Source organism: Dyadobacter fermentans DSM 18053, from assembly GCF_000023125.1.
Lineage (GTDB): Bacteria > Bacteroidota > Bacteroidia > Cytophagales > Spirosomataceae > Dyadobacter > Dyadobacter fermentans.
On the sequence record NC_013037.1, the window covers coordinates 1,900,888 to 1,918,395 of the forward strand.

Sequence of the window (17,508 nt, forward strand, 5' to 3'; positions counted from 1 at the left end):
AATGCCCGGCAGCAAGTGCTGGCCGGGCCAGGAATACGTCAGAAATTATAGCCCGGGTTTTGTCGGATACCTTCCGGATTGATGTCGATCTGCGTTTGTGGAATGGGATATACGGCGTTAAACTCCTGCACGACAGGCGCTTTGAAATGCGCATTCATCACGGCTACTTCCCGTCCGGTACGCACGAGGTCAAACCAGCGGTGGCCTTCAAATGCCAGTTCCACCTGCCGCTCATGCTCAATCGCCAGCTTGAATGCCGCTTTGGACAGGCCCGCCGGCAGGGCAGCCAGCTTCGCCCGCTTGCGTACGGCATTGATGGCGTCGTAGGCTTCCGTCACCGGGCCGCTCACTTCGTTCACTGCCTCTGCATACATCAGCAACACATCGGCATACCGCAGCACCGGCCAGTTGTTATCGGCATCACCATCCGTGAATGCATCATCCTGAAATTTAAGCGAATACGGATCCGCCACGAATTTGCCGGTGACATTATCGGTATAGCCCAGCGCAAGTGAAACGCCTTTGCGGTAATCGCCCGGCTCGTAAGCGGCAATGAGGTCGGTGGTGGGGAGGTTCCGCCCGCCGGCAAAGCCGACTTTAACCACGGATGATCCCGAGTTACGCGGAGCAAAGTTGCTGTAAAAGCTGCTGCCCGTGCCCGTACCGCCTTTTTTGAACTGCACCTCAAACAGGGATTCTGCATTGTTTGCATTAGCGACCGGCCATAATGCCGCATAGTCGTCGAGCAGCTTGTAATGCCCCCCGTCGATCACCTCTTTCAGTTTGTCTTTCGCTTTGGCAAAATCGCCGGTGGTGAGGTATACTTTTCCAAGCAATGCTTTTGCGGCGTCGCGCGTGGCGCGTCCTATGTCGCTGCCGGTGTAAGAAACTGGCAGTTTCTGCTCTGCGTCGGTCAAATCGGCGACGATCTGCGCATATACTTCCGCTTTCGGCACCCGAGCGTGCGAGTAGCCTTCGTCCACGGTTTTGGTTTCCGACAAAACCAGCGGCACGTCGCCGAACGTCCGCACAAGATTAAAGTACTGCAAAGCACGCAGAAAACGGGCCTCGCCGATAAAGCGCTGGCGCAGGGCGTCGTCCATTTGAGCGCCGCCGATATGGTCGAGCACGGTGTTGGCGGCGAGTATTCCCCGGTAGGTATCCACCCACATCACGCGGATGATCTCGTTCGTGGACGCCATTTTGAACTGGTCGAGCTCGGCATCGGGCAGGTTGCCGCCGCCTTCCCAGTTCGTGGTGTTGTCGGACCGTGCCTCGGCGATATTATAATAGGCGTAGCCGTATTGGCCGAAGTTGGCGAGCATGCCATAAGCCGCGGTCACCGCCGCCTGCATATCGGACGCATTGCGGTAGAAGTTTTTCACGTTAGCGGCGTCTATCGGCGCCAGGTCGAGAAAGCCCGAGCAGCCCGTGGTGAGCACGCACATTGAGCCAAGTATGATGGTATTGAGTTTCATGGTTCGGGTTGGGTTTATAATGTCAGGTTCAGACCAAGGGTGAATGTGCGCGCCAGCGGATAGCCGTTGAAATCGACGCCGGGCGTGAGCGAGCTGCTGCCGTTCAGGCTTTGCTCGGGGTTGTAGCCCCGGTACTTCGTGAATGTGAACGCATTCTGTACCGACAGGCTCACGCTTGCATTCTGAAGACAAACCGCCTTCGCCAGTTTTTCGGGCAGGCTATACCGCAGGTTGATGTTCCTGATCCTGAAAAAAGATGCGTTTTCCACGAGCAGGCTCGACACGTAGCTCACGTTGCCGCCGGTAGGCGCCACATTGGCACGCGGCGTGCGGCCATCACCCGGCTGCTCGGGCGACTGCCAGCGGCCAAGGACGTCCTTGCGGCTGTAACTGCCATTCACCAGTCCGATATTCCGACGCGAGCCGTTCAGCAGCTGGATACCCTGCACGCCGTCGCCGAGAATGCTGAGGCTGAACGGGCCATAGGAGAAATTGTTGGTGATGCCGTAAAAGAAATCGGGCGCATTGTCGCCGATGATCGTGACGTCGCTGGGCGTAATGGCGCCATCGCCGTCTATATCCCTGAATTTCAGGTCGCCCGGCCGCGATCCGGTGTTACCTCCTACCCTCGGGCTGCTATCCACATCTTCCTGCGACTGGTAAACGCCGATCGCCTCATAACCCCAGAAACTCCCGATGGGCGAGCCGATCCTGGTAATGTGGGTGTTGGGACTGAAAGACGGGCTTTTGGAGATAATCGGGTTGCCGGACGGCCCCAGCTTCATTACTTTATTGCGGTTAAAGGAAATATTGAACGCCGTCGACCATTTGAATGCGCCGGTGAAATTCCGCGAATTGACACTGAACTCCCAGCCCCGGTTATTGAGCTTTCCGATGTTCTGCAAGGCGGTTTCATAGCCGGTAGACGCCGGTACGGGCACGTTCAGGAGCAGGTCGGTGGTGTTTTTGTTGTAAAAATCAATGGTAAAGCTCAGCCGGCTGCGCAGCAACGAGAAATCGACGCCGATATCGAACTGGTGCATCATTTCCCAGCCCAGCTGCTCATTGCTGATCGATCCCGGGTAGAGCCCGTAAGCCAGCGCCCCCGCGCCCTCGCCGAAGCTGTAACGGCGGTTGCTGAGGAGCCCGATGTGGTTGTAGTTACCGATGGTATTGTTACCCGCCAGCCCGTAGCTCGCCCGCAGTTTCAGATCGCTCACCACGTGCTGCGATTTCATGAAATGCTCTTCCGAAATGTACCAGCCCACCGAAGCCGACGGGAACGTGCCCCATTTGTTGCGCGCGCCGAAGCGTGACGACCCGTCGCGGCGCATGGTAGCCGAAAACAGGTATTTACCTGCATAGGTGTAGTTGGCCCGCGCCAGCATCGAAAGCAGCGACCATTCCGAAACGGCGGTGCCGCCGCTGGTAACCTGGCCTGCATTCAGCGTCGGCACGAGGTCGGTCGGGAAGTTGGTGGCATTCAGCGAAGCCGCTTCGTACCTGGCTTTTTGAGCGGTAAATCCGGCAAGCAGGTCGAGCTCGTGCTTTTCGCCGAATGTCTTTTTGTAGGTCAAAATGTTCTCATTGAGCCAGTTCAAGTCGCGGCCCGTTGAAGCTGACGCCCTGGCCTGTACCGGCGCCGGCACTCCATTCCAGCCCAAATCGGACGGATAATAGGCATTGTCGCGGGAGTCGGAGTAATCGATCCCGAAAGAGGTCCTGAATTTGAGGCCGTTGATAATGGTGGCTTCGGCGTACACATTTCCAAGGGTTCTGAAAACGGTCCGCTTGTTCTTGATTTTGCTGGCGATGGCTACGGGGTTGTCGATCACCCCGATGTTATACGGTGATGGCCCGAGCAATGTCGTGAACGATCCGTCGGGATTGTAAACCGGCACGGTAGGCGGCAGCGACAATGCGGAACCCAATATACCGCCCGAAAAAACCTGGTCTTCCACGGGCAGCAGCCGGCTCGAAGCGAACGAGGGCGAGAGGTTCATGCCCACGGTTACATGGCGCGATGCCTTATGGTCGAGGTTCACCCGCGCCGAATACCGCTCGAAGCCCGTGTTCATCACAATGCCGTCCTGTTTGAAATAAGCCCCCGAAGTGAAGAATGTCGTTTTATCATTCCCGCCCGACAGCGACAACTGATAGTTCTGGATCGGCGCCGTGCGGAAAACCTCATCCTGCCAGTCGGTGCCTTTGCCGAGTGTTTCCGGGTTGGCAAACATCTCCGGGATTTGCAGCGCCGCCGGGCGCACGCTGTTGGGATCGGTTGCCTTTCCGCCGCGGTCCACCCACGCATTATTGCGGGCTTCGGTGTTGAACTCGGCATACTCGCGGGCATTGAGCATGTCGATTTTGTTGGCCACCTGCTGAAATCCATAATAGGTATCCAGCTGCACAACCGATTTCCCCGACTTGCCGCGCTTCGTCGTCACCAGCACCACGCCGTTACTGCCGCGGGAGCCGTAAATGGCCGCCGCCGAGGCATCTTTCAGTATTTCAATGGATTCGATGTCGTTGGGATTGATGGACGCCAGTGGATTTAAATTACTGTTAAAACCATCCGACACGGGAAAGCCGTCGATCACATACAATGGCTCGTTACCCGCCCCGATGGACCCCGTGCCGCGTACCCGTACGGACACGCCCCCGCCCGGGGCACCTTTGGTTTGCGCCACGTTCACACCTGCAATTTGCCCGCCCAGGGCCTGGTCGAGGCTGGTAAGCGGCTGATTGGCCACATTCTTCATCGGCAGCGACGCCACCGAGCCGGTAATGCTGCTCTGCTTCTGCGTGCCGTAGCCGATCACCACCACGTCGTTCAATGCCTTGGTGTCCACTGCCATAGCAATATTCACTTCCAGCCTATTACCGACCGCGATCTCCTGGTTTTTATATCCTACAAAACTCACCACGATCACCGGTTCCGGCTCCCCGTCGGGAATGCTGAGGCGGAACTCCCCGGCTGCGTCGGTGGCCGTGCCTGTCTGCGAGTTTTTGATGACAATGCTCACGCCGGGGAACGGGCTGCCGTTTTCGTCGGTAACCTTCCCCTGTAGCGTGCGGTCGAGCCGCGCCGGTAAGGGTTCGATCGTCCGCTGGGTAAGCTGAATGCCCGGTTCCGCGCCCGGAATGCGGGCGGGCAGTCCGGTTTCATGAAGGGGTGTTTTCACTACTTTTTTCAAAACAACGTTCCGCTGGAAAATGCGGTACGACAGCGGCATGTCTTTGAAAACGGTGGCGAGAATGTCGTCGATAGACGCGTTTTTGAAGCGTACCGACACATTATTTGCCTGGGGAAGGTCGAGCTCGTCGTAAAGGAACAGGTAGCCAGTCTGCTTTTCGATGTTCCGCATGACGACTTTCAGCGGGGCATTTTTGGCATGAAAGGAGAACTTTTGGCTGAACCCGTCGGCCGTAACGTGGGAAAGCGTGATGGTGAGCAAAAGTAGAATCCTGGTCATAGTTCTCAGTATCCGGCCGGCATAATGCGCCTGCCTGCCCACCGGAAGGCGGGTCAAAAGGTTTATTTTCATAACTTTGTTAAAGTTTAGGAATGCAAAAAGACTTTTTCAGAGAAGCTCGGTTGCGCCTGGACGTCGGGGAAAATGTTAGCGCATTTTCCCTTTTGTTTAATGGCGCCGGTTTCAGGGTGGAAGGCAGGGTGTCCGGAACATGGCGAAAAGGGTTTATTTAAACGGTTTATTATATACGAAAACTACTGTGCGACCACGATCGTATGGTCTTTCAAACTGCAATTGACGCCTGCATAGCGCAGCATCCCGACGATCTCCGACAGGTTCACATTTCTTGAAACCTGCCCCGTGAAGCGCCTCACGGGCACATCGCCCTGGTAAGTCACATCCACATCGTACCAGCGTGCAAGCTGCCGCATGACATCCCTGACGCCCGCATTTTTGAAATAAAACAAACCATCCTTCCACGCCACAGCCTCTTCCACCGGTTTGAATGCGGTTTGAATGCGTCCGCCCGGGGTGACGGCCGCCTGCTGGCCCGGTTGCAGCCGCGCCTGCCCCGACCGGTTCCTGACCGACACCGAACCTTCTACGAGCGTCGTGCGGGATGTGCCCTCCTCGGGATAGGCCATGATATTGAAGCTCGTACCCAGCACCTGCACCGTAGAGCCATTGAAAAGCACGGTAAACGGCCTCGCCGCGTCTTTCGTCACTTCGAAGTAGGCCTCGCCGGTGATCTCCACGGGACGTTCCGTTGCGGGAAACACCGACGGGAACCGGATAGACGACGAAGCATTGAGCCAGACCTTGCTGCCGTCGGGCAGCTGCACCTTGTACTGGCCGCCGCGGGGTGTCGATACCTTGTTCATGCCCGCCTTGCCGGCCGACCGGTTGTGATAAACCAGCAGCCCGTCGGCTTTTTTGGTGATTTCGGTGCCGCCCTGGCGGGCTACCAGGCCGCTTCGGACCTTGTCGAGCTCGATACCCGCGCCGTCGTCCAGGGTAAGCAATGCCTTATCGCCGCCGGGGAGCACATCCTGCGGGCTGGTTTGCCCGGCAATGGGCGCGGGCTGTTCCTGCGCGCTTTTCCGCTGTTTCCACAGCCCCGCCACGACCACCAGCACGGCAGCCACCGCGGCATACCGCACCCATAGGCGCCGCATAGCACCCCACGGCTTGCGGTGCCGGGAAGTGGTGAGGATCGAGCTGAGCATTTCACGGCTTTGCGACGCGTCGAAAAGGTTGCTTTCGCTGCCCGGTTCGAGCCAATGCTGTTTCATCGCGTCCCCGATGATGTCGTCGTGTGCGCCGGAGCGGATGTAGCGCATCAGTTCCTCTTCCTCGGCGGGCGTGGCCTCTCCCGAGTAATAGCGACTGAAAAGCGCACGGACCCGGACGTCCTTATCTTCGTTCATTGACCTGAAAAAACTGGTTCAATGAGAGGACAATGGCACCGGGATAAAAGGGGCTATCGGGTTACGAAAAATTTACAAAAAAATTTTAATCACCAGCAATGGGCTTATTCTCACACTTTTCCCGATGTGGGTAACAATGGACGCCGTGGCGATCTGAAGGTATTTTTTGACCGTCTCCCGCGACAGCCCCATGCGCAATGCGATCTCGCTGTATGATAGCCGCTGGTGCCGGCTAAGCATGTACACCTGCCGCTGCTGGGGAGGCAGCCGGTCGATCGCCTCGTCGATGAGCGCGTACCGGTAGTCGTCGGGCTGCTCGGGCATGATGTCGCCGGCCTCGTCCAGATCGGTGAAACGGGAACGTTCGACGGCGATTTTCTTCAATGCGTTCAGTGCGGCGTTTTTGGAAATGACGAAAAGGTAGACCGAGAAGTTTTCAATGCCGGAAAGCAGTTCGCGGTTCAGCCATATTTTCAGAAAAACGTCGTGAACGAGCTCTTCGGCAATCTGTTCGGAACGCGTAATGCGGTAAATGTGCATCCCAAGCCACTGGTGGTAATGGTCGAACAGCCGGCTGAACGCCCTCTCATCGCCCGCGGCCACCTGCCGGAGCAGCTCTTTTTCTTCGTTCAATGCGGACCGGTACGACATAGGAAAAGAGCGCCAAAGTGCTCAGGATAATCGGTGTAACTGTGAATACCATAAAGGCAGGCTGCATTTTATTCTACCACGACCGCCGCCAATTTTGTTTTTGCCTACCTGTTGCACGACTTCGCCCCGTAACTTTGCCGCATGAGATTTTCGCTGATCATACTGGCATTTTACATCGGGCTGCTTTCGTGCTTTCCCTGCCAGGATGCGCCTGTCCGGATGGCCGGTCAGATCAGCACGCAAGCCGGGCATGATGATGCGGGCCATGAGGATGAGCCGGGCGATTATTGCTCGCCTTTCTGCATTTGCGCCTGCTGCGCCACCGTAAATATGCCGCCGAAGATCTCCGGTTTTACAGTTCCTTCTCCAATGCCTGCGCCTTCCCGCGAGTCGTTTTTGTATAAAGCCTCCTCCGCCCAGACCAACGCGCATTTGATCTGGCAGCCTCCGCGGCACGTGTAACCTGTTTTGTTTTTCAGTCTGGTCCTTTTTGCCGTTTGCCTAGCAGCCGGTAGCGGGCTATTTGTGCACACTTTTCATGTTACATTCAAATGCTGGATAGAATCATTCTTTTTTCGATCCGCAATAAGCTGGTTGTGGGCATTTTTACGCTCACGCTTATTGTGTGGGGGCTATGGAGCGCGTCGAACCTGCCTGTCGACGCCGTGCCCGACATTACCAATAACCAAGTACAGGTTATCACGCTCACGCCCACGCTGGCCGCTCAGGAAACCGAGCAGCTGGTCACCTATCCCATCGAGCAAAGCCTGGCCAACCTGCCGGATCTGGTGGAAATGCGGTCGATCTCCCGGTTTGGCCTGTCGGTAATCACCGTCGTTTTTGAGGACGATACGGACATTTACTTCGCCCGCCAGCTCATTACCGAGCGGCTCAAAGAAGCGGAGCAGAACATTCCCAAAGGAATCGGGACGCCCGAGCTGGCGCCGGTGAGCACGGGTTTGGGGGAAATATTTCAATATGTGATCCACCCTAAAAAAGGCGCCGAAAACAAGTATTCGGCCATGGAACTGCGCACCATGCAGGACTGGATCGTGGCCCGGCAGCTCTACGGTACGCGGGGTGTGGCCGAGGTTAACAGTTTCGGCGGACTGCTCAAACAATACGAGGTGGCGGTAAATCCGCAGAAACTGAAAGGGATGAACGTCACCATCGCCGACATTTTTGAAGCGCTGGCCCAAAACAACGAGAATACCGGCGGCGCTTACATTGATAAAATGCCGAATGCTTACTTCATCCGCGGCATCGGGCTCGTGTCGTCGCTGGACGATATCCGCGCCATCGTGGTGAAGAATGTGAACGGCATTCCGGTGCTGATCCGCGATGTGGCCGAGGTGCGTTTAGGCCATGCCGTTCGGTATGGCTCGGTGACGTACAATGGCGAAAAGGAAGTGGTAGGCGGCATTGTGATGATGCTCAAAGGCTCCAACAGCGCGGCCGTGGTGGCGCGGGTGAAAGAGAAAATGGAAACCATCCGGAAATCGCTGCCTGCCGACGTGGAAATAGAAGCCTTTCTGGACCGTACCGACCTGGTAAACAGAGCCATATCCACCGTCCGCACCAACCTGATCGAAGGCGCATTGATCGTCATTTTTGTGCTGGTACTGTTCCTGGGTAACCTCCGCGCCGGGCTGATCGTGGCGTCGGCCATTCCGCTTGCAATGCTTTTCGCGCTGGGTATGATGCACACTTTCGGCGTTTCGGCAAACCTGATGAGCCTCGGCGCGATCGATTTCGGGCTGATCGTCGACGGGGCGGTGATCATTGTGGAAGCGGTACTCCACCATCTGGCGCTGCGCAAAACCACCGGCAGGCTTACGCAGGACGAGATGGACCAGGAGGTGTTTGAATCGGCCTCCCGCATCCGGAACAGCGCGGCGTTTGGGGAAATTATTATCCTGATCGTCTATATTCCGATCCTTTCGCTAGTGGGTATCGAGGGTAAAATGTTCCGGCCGATGGCGCAGACGGTGTCGTTTGCCATCCTGGGCGCGCTCCTGCTGTCGCTTACCTACATTCCGATGATGGCCGCACTGGTGCTGCCGAAGACGGTTTCCGACAAAAAGACGCTTTCCGACAAAATGATGGCGCACATGCAGGCACTCTACGCCCCTGTGCTTGCGTGGGCAATCCGGTTCAGGATAGCGGTTATTGCGGTGACCATGGTCGTTTTTGGCGTGGCGGTATTGCTTTTTGTGAGAATGGGCGGCGAATTCATCCCGCAACTCGAAGAAGGCGATTTTGCATTCCACTGCATTCTTCCGCAGGGCACATCGCTGTCGCAAAGCGTCGAAACGTCCATGCAGGCCAGCAGGATTATCCGCTCCTTCCCCGAAGTGGCGATGGTGGTGGGCAAAACGGGCAGTGCGGAAGTGCCGACGGACCCCATGCCACCCGAAGCCACGGACCTGATCATTGTCCTCAAACCCCGACGCGACTGGGCCACCTCCCAAAGCTATCCGGAACTGGCCCGGAAAATGGAAGAAAAGCTCGAAACCATTCCGGGCGTATTCTTTGAAGCTAACCAGCCTATTCAAATGCGGTTCAACGAGCTCATGACGGGCGTGCGGCAGGACGTTGCCATTAAGGTGTTCGGCGAGAATATCGATACCCTCGCCGCCATTGCACCGCGGGTGGCGCGCGTGGTGGAGTCGGTACGGGGCGCTACCAGCCCGCAAATGGAGCGCACAACCGGCCTTCCGCAAATCACCATCGAATACGACCGTGCCAAAATCGCTGCCTATGGGATGAATATCGCCGATATTAACCGGACGGTCCGCACGGCTTTTGCCGGGGAAGCGGCGGGCGTCGTGTTTGAAAATGAACGCAAGTTCGATCTGGTCGTCCGCCTGGATAGCGCCAACCGCTCGTCGATCGACGATGTGAGCGACTTGTTCGTAGCTATGGCCAACGGGACGCAGATCCCGCTCTCGCAGGTAGCGACGGTAGCCTTTCGCGAAGGCCCGGCGCAAATCAGCCGCGAGGATGGCAAACGCCGCATTGTGGTGGGTTTCAATGTGCGCGGCCGCGATGTGCAAAGCGTGGTGGAGGAAATCCAGGGCAAACTCGCCGCGGCAAAACTGCTGCCGACCGGCTACTATTACATTTATGGAGGAACTTTCGAAAACCTGCAAAAAGCCACGTCCCGACTGCTGATCGCCGTGCCGATTGCCCTCCTACTGATCCTCGTGCTGCTCTATTTCACATTTGGCTCTTTCGCGGAAGCATTGCTCATTTTCACCGCCATTCCGATGAGCGCCATCGGAGGAGTGTTTGCATTGCTGCTGCGCGGTATGCCGTTCAGCATTTCGGCCGGCGTGGGTTTCATCGCGCTGTCGGGAGTGGCCGTGCTGAATGGCATTGTACTCGTCAGCACGTTCAACCAGTTGAAAAAAAGCGGGTTTGACCAACTGACACCGCGCATTGTGGAGGGTACTAAAATACGGCTGCGGCCGGTGTTGATGACCGCGACGGTAGCGTCGCTGGGCTTTCTGCCCATGGCCCTCTCCCACGGGGCCGGCGCCGAGGTGCAGAAACCACTCGCCACCGTGGTGATCGGCGGGCTCGTCACCGCCACTTTTCTGACGCTCGTGGTGCTTCCATTACTGTACTTATGGTTGGAAAAACGCCACGGAAATGCATTCAAAACCCTGGCTATAATCGGCTTACTGGTTGCTGCATCCGGCCAGGCCTCGGCGCAGGACAGCCCGCCCGCCGTAAGGGTGAAGATCGGGCAGCTTCTCGAAGCCAGCAATGCCAACCTCGAACTGGAAGTGAACCGGAAGGCCATCAGACGGGACGAACACCAGGTCCGCGCGGCCGGGATCATTCCCAAAACGGGCGTATTCGCTGAAAACGAGGACCTTCGGCCCACCGATAGCCGAGGCATCCTCAAAATCGGCATTTCACAGAGCATTCCCTGGCCTGGGCTTTACAAGGCGCAGAAAAGCCGCTACAAGCACCAGCTCGAAGCCACAAAGGCGAGCGGCACGCTCATCGCAACGAACATCAGACGAGATGTACGATTGGTATATTACCAGCTCTGGTATTTGCAGGACAAAGGCCGCCTCCTCCGAAGCCTGGACAGCATCTACATAACCCTCAACCAGACAACCGCGCTCAGGGTACGCACCGGCGACACGCCCGGCCTGGACAGCATCGCATCCACCGCCCGTTCGCGCGAGCTGAGGGCGCTTATTTCCCAAAATGCGAACGAAATGCAGATCCAGCAGCGGCTGCTGATGCAGCTGCTGAATGCAGAAGGCCGATATCTCCCGCCGGACAGCGCATTGGAAAAACTGCCGCTGCCCGACAGCATCCTGCACCATCCCCACCCGGCTGTGGAGGTCCAGCAACGGAACGTCGACATTGCCCGCGCGGGCATAGCCGTGGCCCGCAACGAAAACCGCCCCGACTTCTCGGGAAGGTTCTTCTCGCAGCGCCTGTACGGGCTCAGCGACCCATTCACGGGCTTTTCCGTAACTGCCGCGTTCCCGATCCTCGGCTCTGGCTCGTACCGAAGCCGCGTAAAGGCAGCCACCGCGGATGCCGACCTGCAACAGAGCCAGCTTGCGTACAGTGAGCAGGTGTACCAGACCGGCCAGGCGCAGGCGCGGCAGGAGGTCGGGAAAAACAGCGCGCTACTGGCATACTATGAAAGTACCGGGCTCGCGCAGGCTTCCGAGATCATCCGGTCGGCTACGCTCGCTTACGGGCAGGGCGAGATCAGTTTTGCGGAGCTTTCACAGTTTCTGGCGCAGGCAGTCGACATCCGGCGCAACCACCTCGAAAGTTTGCACGCGTACAACCAGTCCGTGATCCAGTTGTATTATTTCATCAATCCAACCCAATGAAAAAGCTATTAACCATAACAGGCATGCTGACGTTGCTTTGTGCGCTGGCTGCCTGCCAAAACGAGAAGAATGCAAGCCACGAAGAGGCCCCGCACACGGAACAGCATTCGGACAAAAACTCAGCCGAAGGGCGCGAAAATACCGCCCGGCTGACCTCGGCCCAGATCAAGAGCATCGGACTGGAACTTGGTGCGATTGAGGAAAAGGAGCTCACCGCGGCGCTTAAAGCGAACGGCACCTTGAAGGTGCCCAACCAGAACCGCGCGACGGTGAATACGCTGTACAGCGGGGTGATCCGGACGCTGCACGTGCAGCCGGGCGACAATGTCAGGAAGGGCCAGGTCATTGCTACCATCGCCAATCCCGAATTTATGCGCTCGCAAGAAGAATATGTGGCTGTTAACGAACGTATTGAACTGGCCGAACTCGAATTTAACCGTCAGAAAGAATTGTCGGCGGGTAATGCGGGCGCATTGAAAAATTTCCAGGCGGCGAGTACGGAGTTGAAAACGCTCCAAACGCGCCGGAATATGCTCCACCGCCAGATCAGCCTGATGGGCATCGACCCGGAACAGCTCGGCGACGGAAAACTGATCGCCACGCTTTCCGTCAAAAGCCCGATCGCGGGCGTGGTGAGCGACGTTGACGTGCAAATCGGCAGCTATGTGGACCTTACCTCTCCCATTGCCGAGATCGTCGACAACAGCCAGCTTCACCTCGATCTGTTTGTATATGAAAAAGATCTGCCTAAACTCCGCGACGAGCAGATCATCCATTTTACACTCACTAATGCGCCTGGAAAAGAATACGACGCGCGGATTTTCTCGCTTGGCTCTTCGTTTGAAGGCGAAAGCAAGGCGGTTCCCGTGCATGCGAAAGTAATGGGCAACAAAACGGGCCTGATCGACGGCATGAATATTACGGCCGCCGTGAGCCTTGAAAAGGCCAAGGTCCCCGCCGTACCCACCGAGGCGATCGTGAGCTACCAGGGCCGCGACTACGTTTTTATCGCATCGGACGCGCCTCAGCACGACGACGAGCATGATCATGCCGCCGCTGATGCCGACAGCGTGGAACCGGGCGTCACCTTCGAACTGATCCCCGTCGCCAGGGGCACCACCGATGTGGGTTATACCGAAATCACCCTGTTGAAGTCTATTCCCGCCAATGCCAGAGTGGTGGTGAAGGGTGCCTTTTTTGTGCTTGCCAAAATGAGTAGTCCGGGAGGCGAGCATGCGCATTGATGGGATGAGCTAAATTTCAGGCACCGGTTCTGGAACGCTTTTTTAGAACCGGGGGCCTAAATTTCTGTTCACATCAATCAATTTATCATGGATTTAACCAAAAACAAAAGCCACGAGGAAGGTGGCCTTGCAACGGCGATCGAAGAACAAACCGCCAAATTACCATCGGATGTGTTCCTTTGGACCTCCATTGCTTCCATGGGCGTGTCGCTCGCATTCAAACTGTCGGGCCACAAGCACACCGCACTGTTCATAGGCCAATGGGCCGCTCCATTCCTGCTACTGGGCATTTATAACAAGATCGTGAAAACGCAAGGACACGATTAGCATCTCCAAATTATGCCGGCAACGGGCCAAGGCTAGCCCGGAACCCGTTGCCGGCATGTTATTCCGCGGTTAGACCCTGAAAATAGTGCCCCTAACCTCGTTGGAACGGTTTTTTGCGGGTCAGCGGCTGCATTTTGGTTTAAATGCCTTTTCGCCGGACGACGCGGAAAGACTATCACAGGCAAAATTCATCCAACGAACTATGATCCGTTTGAAAGATTTTTTTACTCTCATGAAGGAAAGCTTCTCGGAGTTTTCCAACGACAATGTCCTCAAGCTGAGCGCTGCGCTTTCCTATTACACCATATTTTCACTCGCCCCAATGCTGCTCCTGATCATCTCGATCGTCAGCTTCTTTTTCGGCCGGGAGGCATTTGAAGGGGAACTGTATGGACAAATCCAGGGGCTGGTCGGCAAGGAGGCCGGGGCGCAGATTCAACAATTGATCAAGAATGCGGCGATCAACGACAAGTCTACCACCGCGGCCATCATCGGCGGCGTGACGCTGCTCATTGGTGCCACGGGGGTTTTCGCCGAAATCCAGGATTCGATCAACTATATCTGGGCTATTAAGTCCAAGCCGCGGAAAGGCTGGGTGCAGTACCTCAAAAACCGGCTGCTCTCCTTCTCGCTCATCATCACGCTCGGCTTCCTGCTGGTGGTCACGCTGGGTGTCAATACTTTGGTCGATTTGTTGAGCGCAAGGCTCGAACGGTATTTTTCGGAGGTTTCCGTGGTCGTGTTCTCGGTCCTCAATGTGGCGCTCGTCCTGGTGATCATCGCGGCGCTTTTCGCGGTGGTATTTAAAGTATTGCCGGATGGCCACGTACGCTGGAAAGAATGCCTCATCGGGGCCGGGTTCACTTCGCTATTGTTCGCGATCGGCAAGTTTGCGATCAGCTTTTATCTCGGCCAGTCGGACCTCGGCGCTACGTACGGCGCCTCGGCGTCCATTGTGATATTGCTCACGTGGATTTATTATTCGTCGATCATTCTCTATTTCGGGGCCGAGTTTACGAAGGTATTCGCTCGGTACGACGGCCACGAAATCCGGCCGAATGAGCATGCCGTGCGGCTGGTGCGCCAGGAAATGGAAACAACCACCGCGGGCATTGCGCCGCAGCCCGAAAACGAGCCCGCCGGCTGGAATGCGGCAGCTGTGAAAGACAAGGTGCTGGATTCGGTGTACACGTTCATCGACGAAAAAATCAATGCGGTGCGTGAGGAGATTGAAGCGAGGATATCGAAAATCGTATCGCCGGCGGTCTACTACCTCGTGCTCGCCGTACTCGGATTTTGCGCTTTTATGACGATACTGCTGATTGCAGGCCACTTCCTCAACGTGTGGCTGGACAGCAGTTTCCTGGGTTACATTGTCCTGCTCGGCCTGCTGCTGGTGCTTACGGCCGCGTGTGTTTTTGGTAGGAAAACATCGCAGGGCATTATCCGGAAAATACTCTTCCGGGGAAGCAAATGATTCAGCAAAAAACGGCAGGCTATTCGGTCTGCCGTTTTTTGTATTTGTATTTCAGCACAAGCATGGCGATGTTCAGGCCAATGGTGAAAAGGTTGGTAGCCACGATCGGGACGTCCTCTTTCTCGAAACCATAGTACACCCACAAGGCATTACCGGTGAGCAGCACGATGAACATGGCCGTCGAAACCTGACTGGCCTTCTTTTTCTTAATGGTTGTTACCAACTGGGGTATCACGGCCGACGATGTGCAAATCCCAGCGACCAATCCGATAATTTCAATAAAATCCACGTATGACAGGTAATTAGTTTAAATGGCGATGCGAGCAGTAAAAAGTGTACCAGACGCCATTTCCACATGGTTGACCTGTCTCATGGTTTACTTCAATTCACAATAATCTCATCCACAAACAGCCAACCTTTGCCGCCTTTGCCTGCGTGCCAGGCCGGCAACTTGGCTACCGGCTTCGCTTCCACTTTAATGCAGCCGAGCGGCCTCGGGTCGAATGCTGCCTCGTAAACCAGGTTTTCCGCACCCGGGATGTCTTTGGCCGGAATTTCCGTGGTAATCACTTTCAGCAGTTTCAGGGACTTTTCATCCACACCGCCCCACACCTCGATGCGCACAGGCGGGAAAATGTAGCTTCCCAGGCTCCGCAGCGTATTTACAGTAATGTTCGAAGCCATCACCGGTTTTTTGAAATACAAAAATCCCTGGAAATCGTTTTGGTTATAGCCGAGCCATGTCCCGCTCACCCGCTCGGTGTCCCCAACCTTGCCATCGAAGAGCGACAATGCCCCTTTGGCCTTATATCCCTGATCCGACGGCAGGCCAAGGCGTGCGCTATCGACGCGGTAGCCGGCTTTGTAGAATGTCTTCCCTACCTGCGTGCTGCCATACCAGCCGGTCCTGAACGCGCGGGCTTTCAATACGGTGTTTTTGGTAATCGGAATGGGCTTTTGGTATACGGGTGAGGTGGTGCTGTCGGGCTCGGTGCCGTCCACGGTGTAACGGATGATGGTGCCGGATATCTGATGTTTGAGTGAAACGGCCCCGTCGGCTGCTACGAGCTGGTTTTCGGTGACAATGATCGGCGGATTGAGGGCCAGTACCACGGAATCGCCGCTAAAACCGGTTTCCAGCGCGATGCCGGACTCTTTTTTGAGTTGGGCTAGCTCCGCTTTTGTCAGGCCGGTGCTCCACAAATACACCCGTTTGAGCGATGGAATGCCTTTCAAGGCTTTCACCTGCTCCATTTTCACAGCGGTGCCGCTCAGCGACAGTTCTTTGAGCTTGCCCAGCTTTTTCAATTCCCCCAATGTAGCGCCGGTAATGTCGGTAAAATTGAGTATCAGTTTGCGGAGCTCGGGGAAGGTTGCCAGCACTTTAAGGTCCTCGTCCCGGACGGGCATTTTACTCAGGTCCATCGCGACGATTTGTCCTTTCAAAGGGCTTAGCCCTTCCACTTCCGCTATTTTAAAGTTGGCCCGGTTGTAAAAATTGGCAAACAATGCCGGCGACTCGGCCGACAGCGGCTTAACGAGCCGGTAGCTTGTGTTGAGCTTCAATACTTCGTCAGGGTCCGCGGCGGCAAAATCGTACGCCGCTTCCGTGCGCCCGCCGCCGAGCACATTCTGCGCATAGGCGTACACGGGACTTTGCGGCGGCAGCGAACTCACCAGCTGGCCAAACCGCGAGCCGCTCTTTACCCAGGCGGCGAGCAGCACCATTTCTTCGTCGGTGAGCGGCACCTTGCCGCGCGGCGGCATATGTTTCTTGTCTTCGAGCGGCAAATGCAGCCGGCTGATCAGCAGGCCGAGGTCGGCTTTGGTAGTGTCCCACAAAACACCGCTTTTGCCGCCTTTAGTGAGCAATGCCTGGGTTTGCATCTGCAAATCGCCCTTGGATTTCTCGGCATTGTGGCACGACAGGCATTTCTGGTCGAGTACCGGCTTCACCAGGTGTTCGTACACCATCGCCTCTTCCAAATCGACCTGCGGCGGTTCGTCGGCCGACGGCCCGAGGGGCGAAATAAGGAAGTCCTCGCCGTGGGTAAGATTGCCGCCGAGGTGCCCGCCGACAAAAAGCAGCACGAGGAAAGAACCTGCCACGAGTTTGGAATGCCATTGCCACGGGGTTAGTGCATTGCGGAACCCGTACCAGGCAATGCTCGCCACTGAAATCGCGACGCCCAGCCATTTATGCCAAAGCAGCGTATCCGATTCGTAGCCTTCTTCCTTCGATAATACAAAACCCGAAAACGCGGCCACTGCCGCCGTCAGCGTGCCGATGATCAGCAGGCTGTCGGCCAGTTCGCCGTTCCACCGCGGCGATTCCTTTTTGTCGACCACCAGCACCCACAGGCTGTATAACATTAGCACTACCAGCGGAAAGTGCAGCACCAGCGGGTGCATTCTTCCGATAGCCTGCATCCACACCGGCACCACAAACCGGCCCTCAAAAAGCAACAGGAATACGAGTAAACCATTTAGGAAGAAGGCCAGATTATAAATCAGCCCTTTCCAATCCGACAAAAATCTGCGCACTGTTTCGAGGTTT

General features: G+C 56.3%; 11 protein-coding genes. 5 read left to right on the forward strand and 6 right to left on the reverse strand.

Going from position 1 to position 17,508, the window contains the following annotated elements; translation table 11 throughout:
- Nucleotides 1-38: 38 nt before the first annotated feature.
- The 4 genes from DFER_RS07805 to DFER_RS07820 form a co-directional block, all read right to left on the reverse strand.
- Nucleotides 39-1,478: a RagB/SusD family nutrient uptake outer membrane protein gene (locus tag DFER_RS07805; RefSeq protein ID WP_015811080.1), complete on the reverse strand. Its 1,440-nt coding sequence runs from the start codon at nt 1,476-1,478 to the stop codon at nt 39-41.
- A 14-nt stretch (nt 1,479-1,492) separates the two neighbouring features.
- Nucleotides 1,493-5,026, reverse strand: a complete 3,534-nt coding sequence (locus DFER_RS07810; protein ID WP_015811081.1) for a TonB-dependent receptor — start codon at nt 5,024-5,026, stop codon at nt 1,493-1,495.
- A gap of 182 nt (nt 5,027-5,208) precedes the next feature.
- Nucleotides 5,209-6,381, reverse strand: a complete 1,173-nt coding sequence (locus DFER_RS07815; protein WP_015811082.1) for a FecR family protein — start codon at nt 6,379-6,381, stop codon at nt 5,209-5,211.
- Between the two features lie 72 nt (nt 6,382-6,453).
- Nucleotides 6,454-7,032: an RNA polymerase sigma factor gene (locus DFER_RS07820; protein WP_015811083.1), complete on the reverse strand. Its 579-nt coding sequence runs from the start codon at nt 7,030-7,032 to the stop codon at nt 6,454-6,456.
- Nucleotides 7,033-7,173: 141 nt separating this feature from the next.
- Between DFER_RS07820 and DFER_RS07825 the strand changes: the two genes are divergently transcribed.
- The 5 genes from DFER_RS07825 (at nt 7,174) to DFER_RS07845 (ending at nt 14,951) form a co-directional block, all read left to right on the forward strand.
- The gene (locus DFER_RS07825; protein WP_015811084.1) at nt 7,174-7,494 is read left to right on the forward strand and encodes a DUF6660 family protein; all 321 of its coding nucleotides are present in this window, start codon (nt 7,174-7,176) and stop codon (nt 7,492-7,494) included.
- 89 nt (nt 7,495-7,583) lie between these two features.
- On the forward strand, nt 7,584-11,903 hold the full coding sequence (locus tag DFER_RS07830; protein ID WP_015811085.1) for a CusA/CzcA family heavy metal efflux RND transporter: 4,320 nt from the start codon (nt 7,584-7,586) through the stop codon (nt 11,901-11,903).
- Nucleotides 11,900-13,147, forward strand: a complete 1,248-nt coding sequence (locus tag DFER_RS07835) for an efflux RND transporter periplasmic adaptor subunit (RefSeq protein WP_015811086.1) — start codon at nt 11,900-11,902, stop codon at nt 13,145-13,147. The genes DFER_RS07830 and DFER_RS07835 overlap by 4 nt, the downstream gene beginning before the upstream one ends.
- 87 nt (nt 13,148-13,234) lie before the next feature.
- Nucleotides 13,235-13,474: a hypothetical protein gene (locus DFER_RS07840; protein ID WP_015811087.1), complete on the forward strand. Its 240-nt coding sequence runs from the start codon at nt 13,235-13,237 to the stop codon at nt 13,472-13,474.
- A 202-nt stretch (nt 13,475-13,676) separates the two neighbouring features.
- Nucleotides 13,677-14,951 carry a YihY/virulence factor BrkB family protein gene (locus tag DFER_RS07845; RefSeq protein ID WP_015811088.1) on the forward strand — a complete coding sequence of 425 codons (1,275 nt, stop codon included), beginning with the start codon at nt 13,677-13,679 and terminating at the stop codon, nt 14,949-14,951.
- 19 nt (nt 14,952-14,970) lie between these two features.
- On the opposite strand, the gene DFER_RS07850 is transcribed toward DFER_RS07845, so the two are convergent.
- A complete protein-coding gene (locus DFER_RS07850; RefSeq protein WP_015811089.1) occupies nt 14,971-15,240 on the reverse strand; it encodes an SWEET family sugar transporter in 270 nt (89 codons plus the stop codon).
- Between the two features lie 92 nt (nt 15,241-15,332).
- A complete protein-coding gene (locus DFER_RS07855; RefSeq protein WP_041734816.1) occupies nt 15,333-17,495 on the reverse strand; it encodes a chitobiase/beta-hexosaminidase C-terminal domain-containing protein in 2,163 nt (720 codons plus the stop codon).
- Between the last annotated feature and the right edge of the window lie 13 nt (nt 17,496-17,508).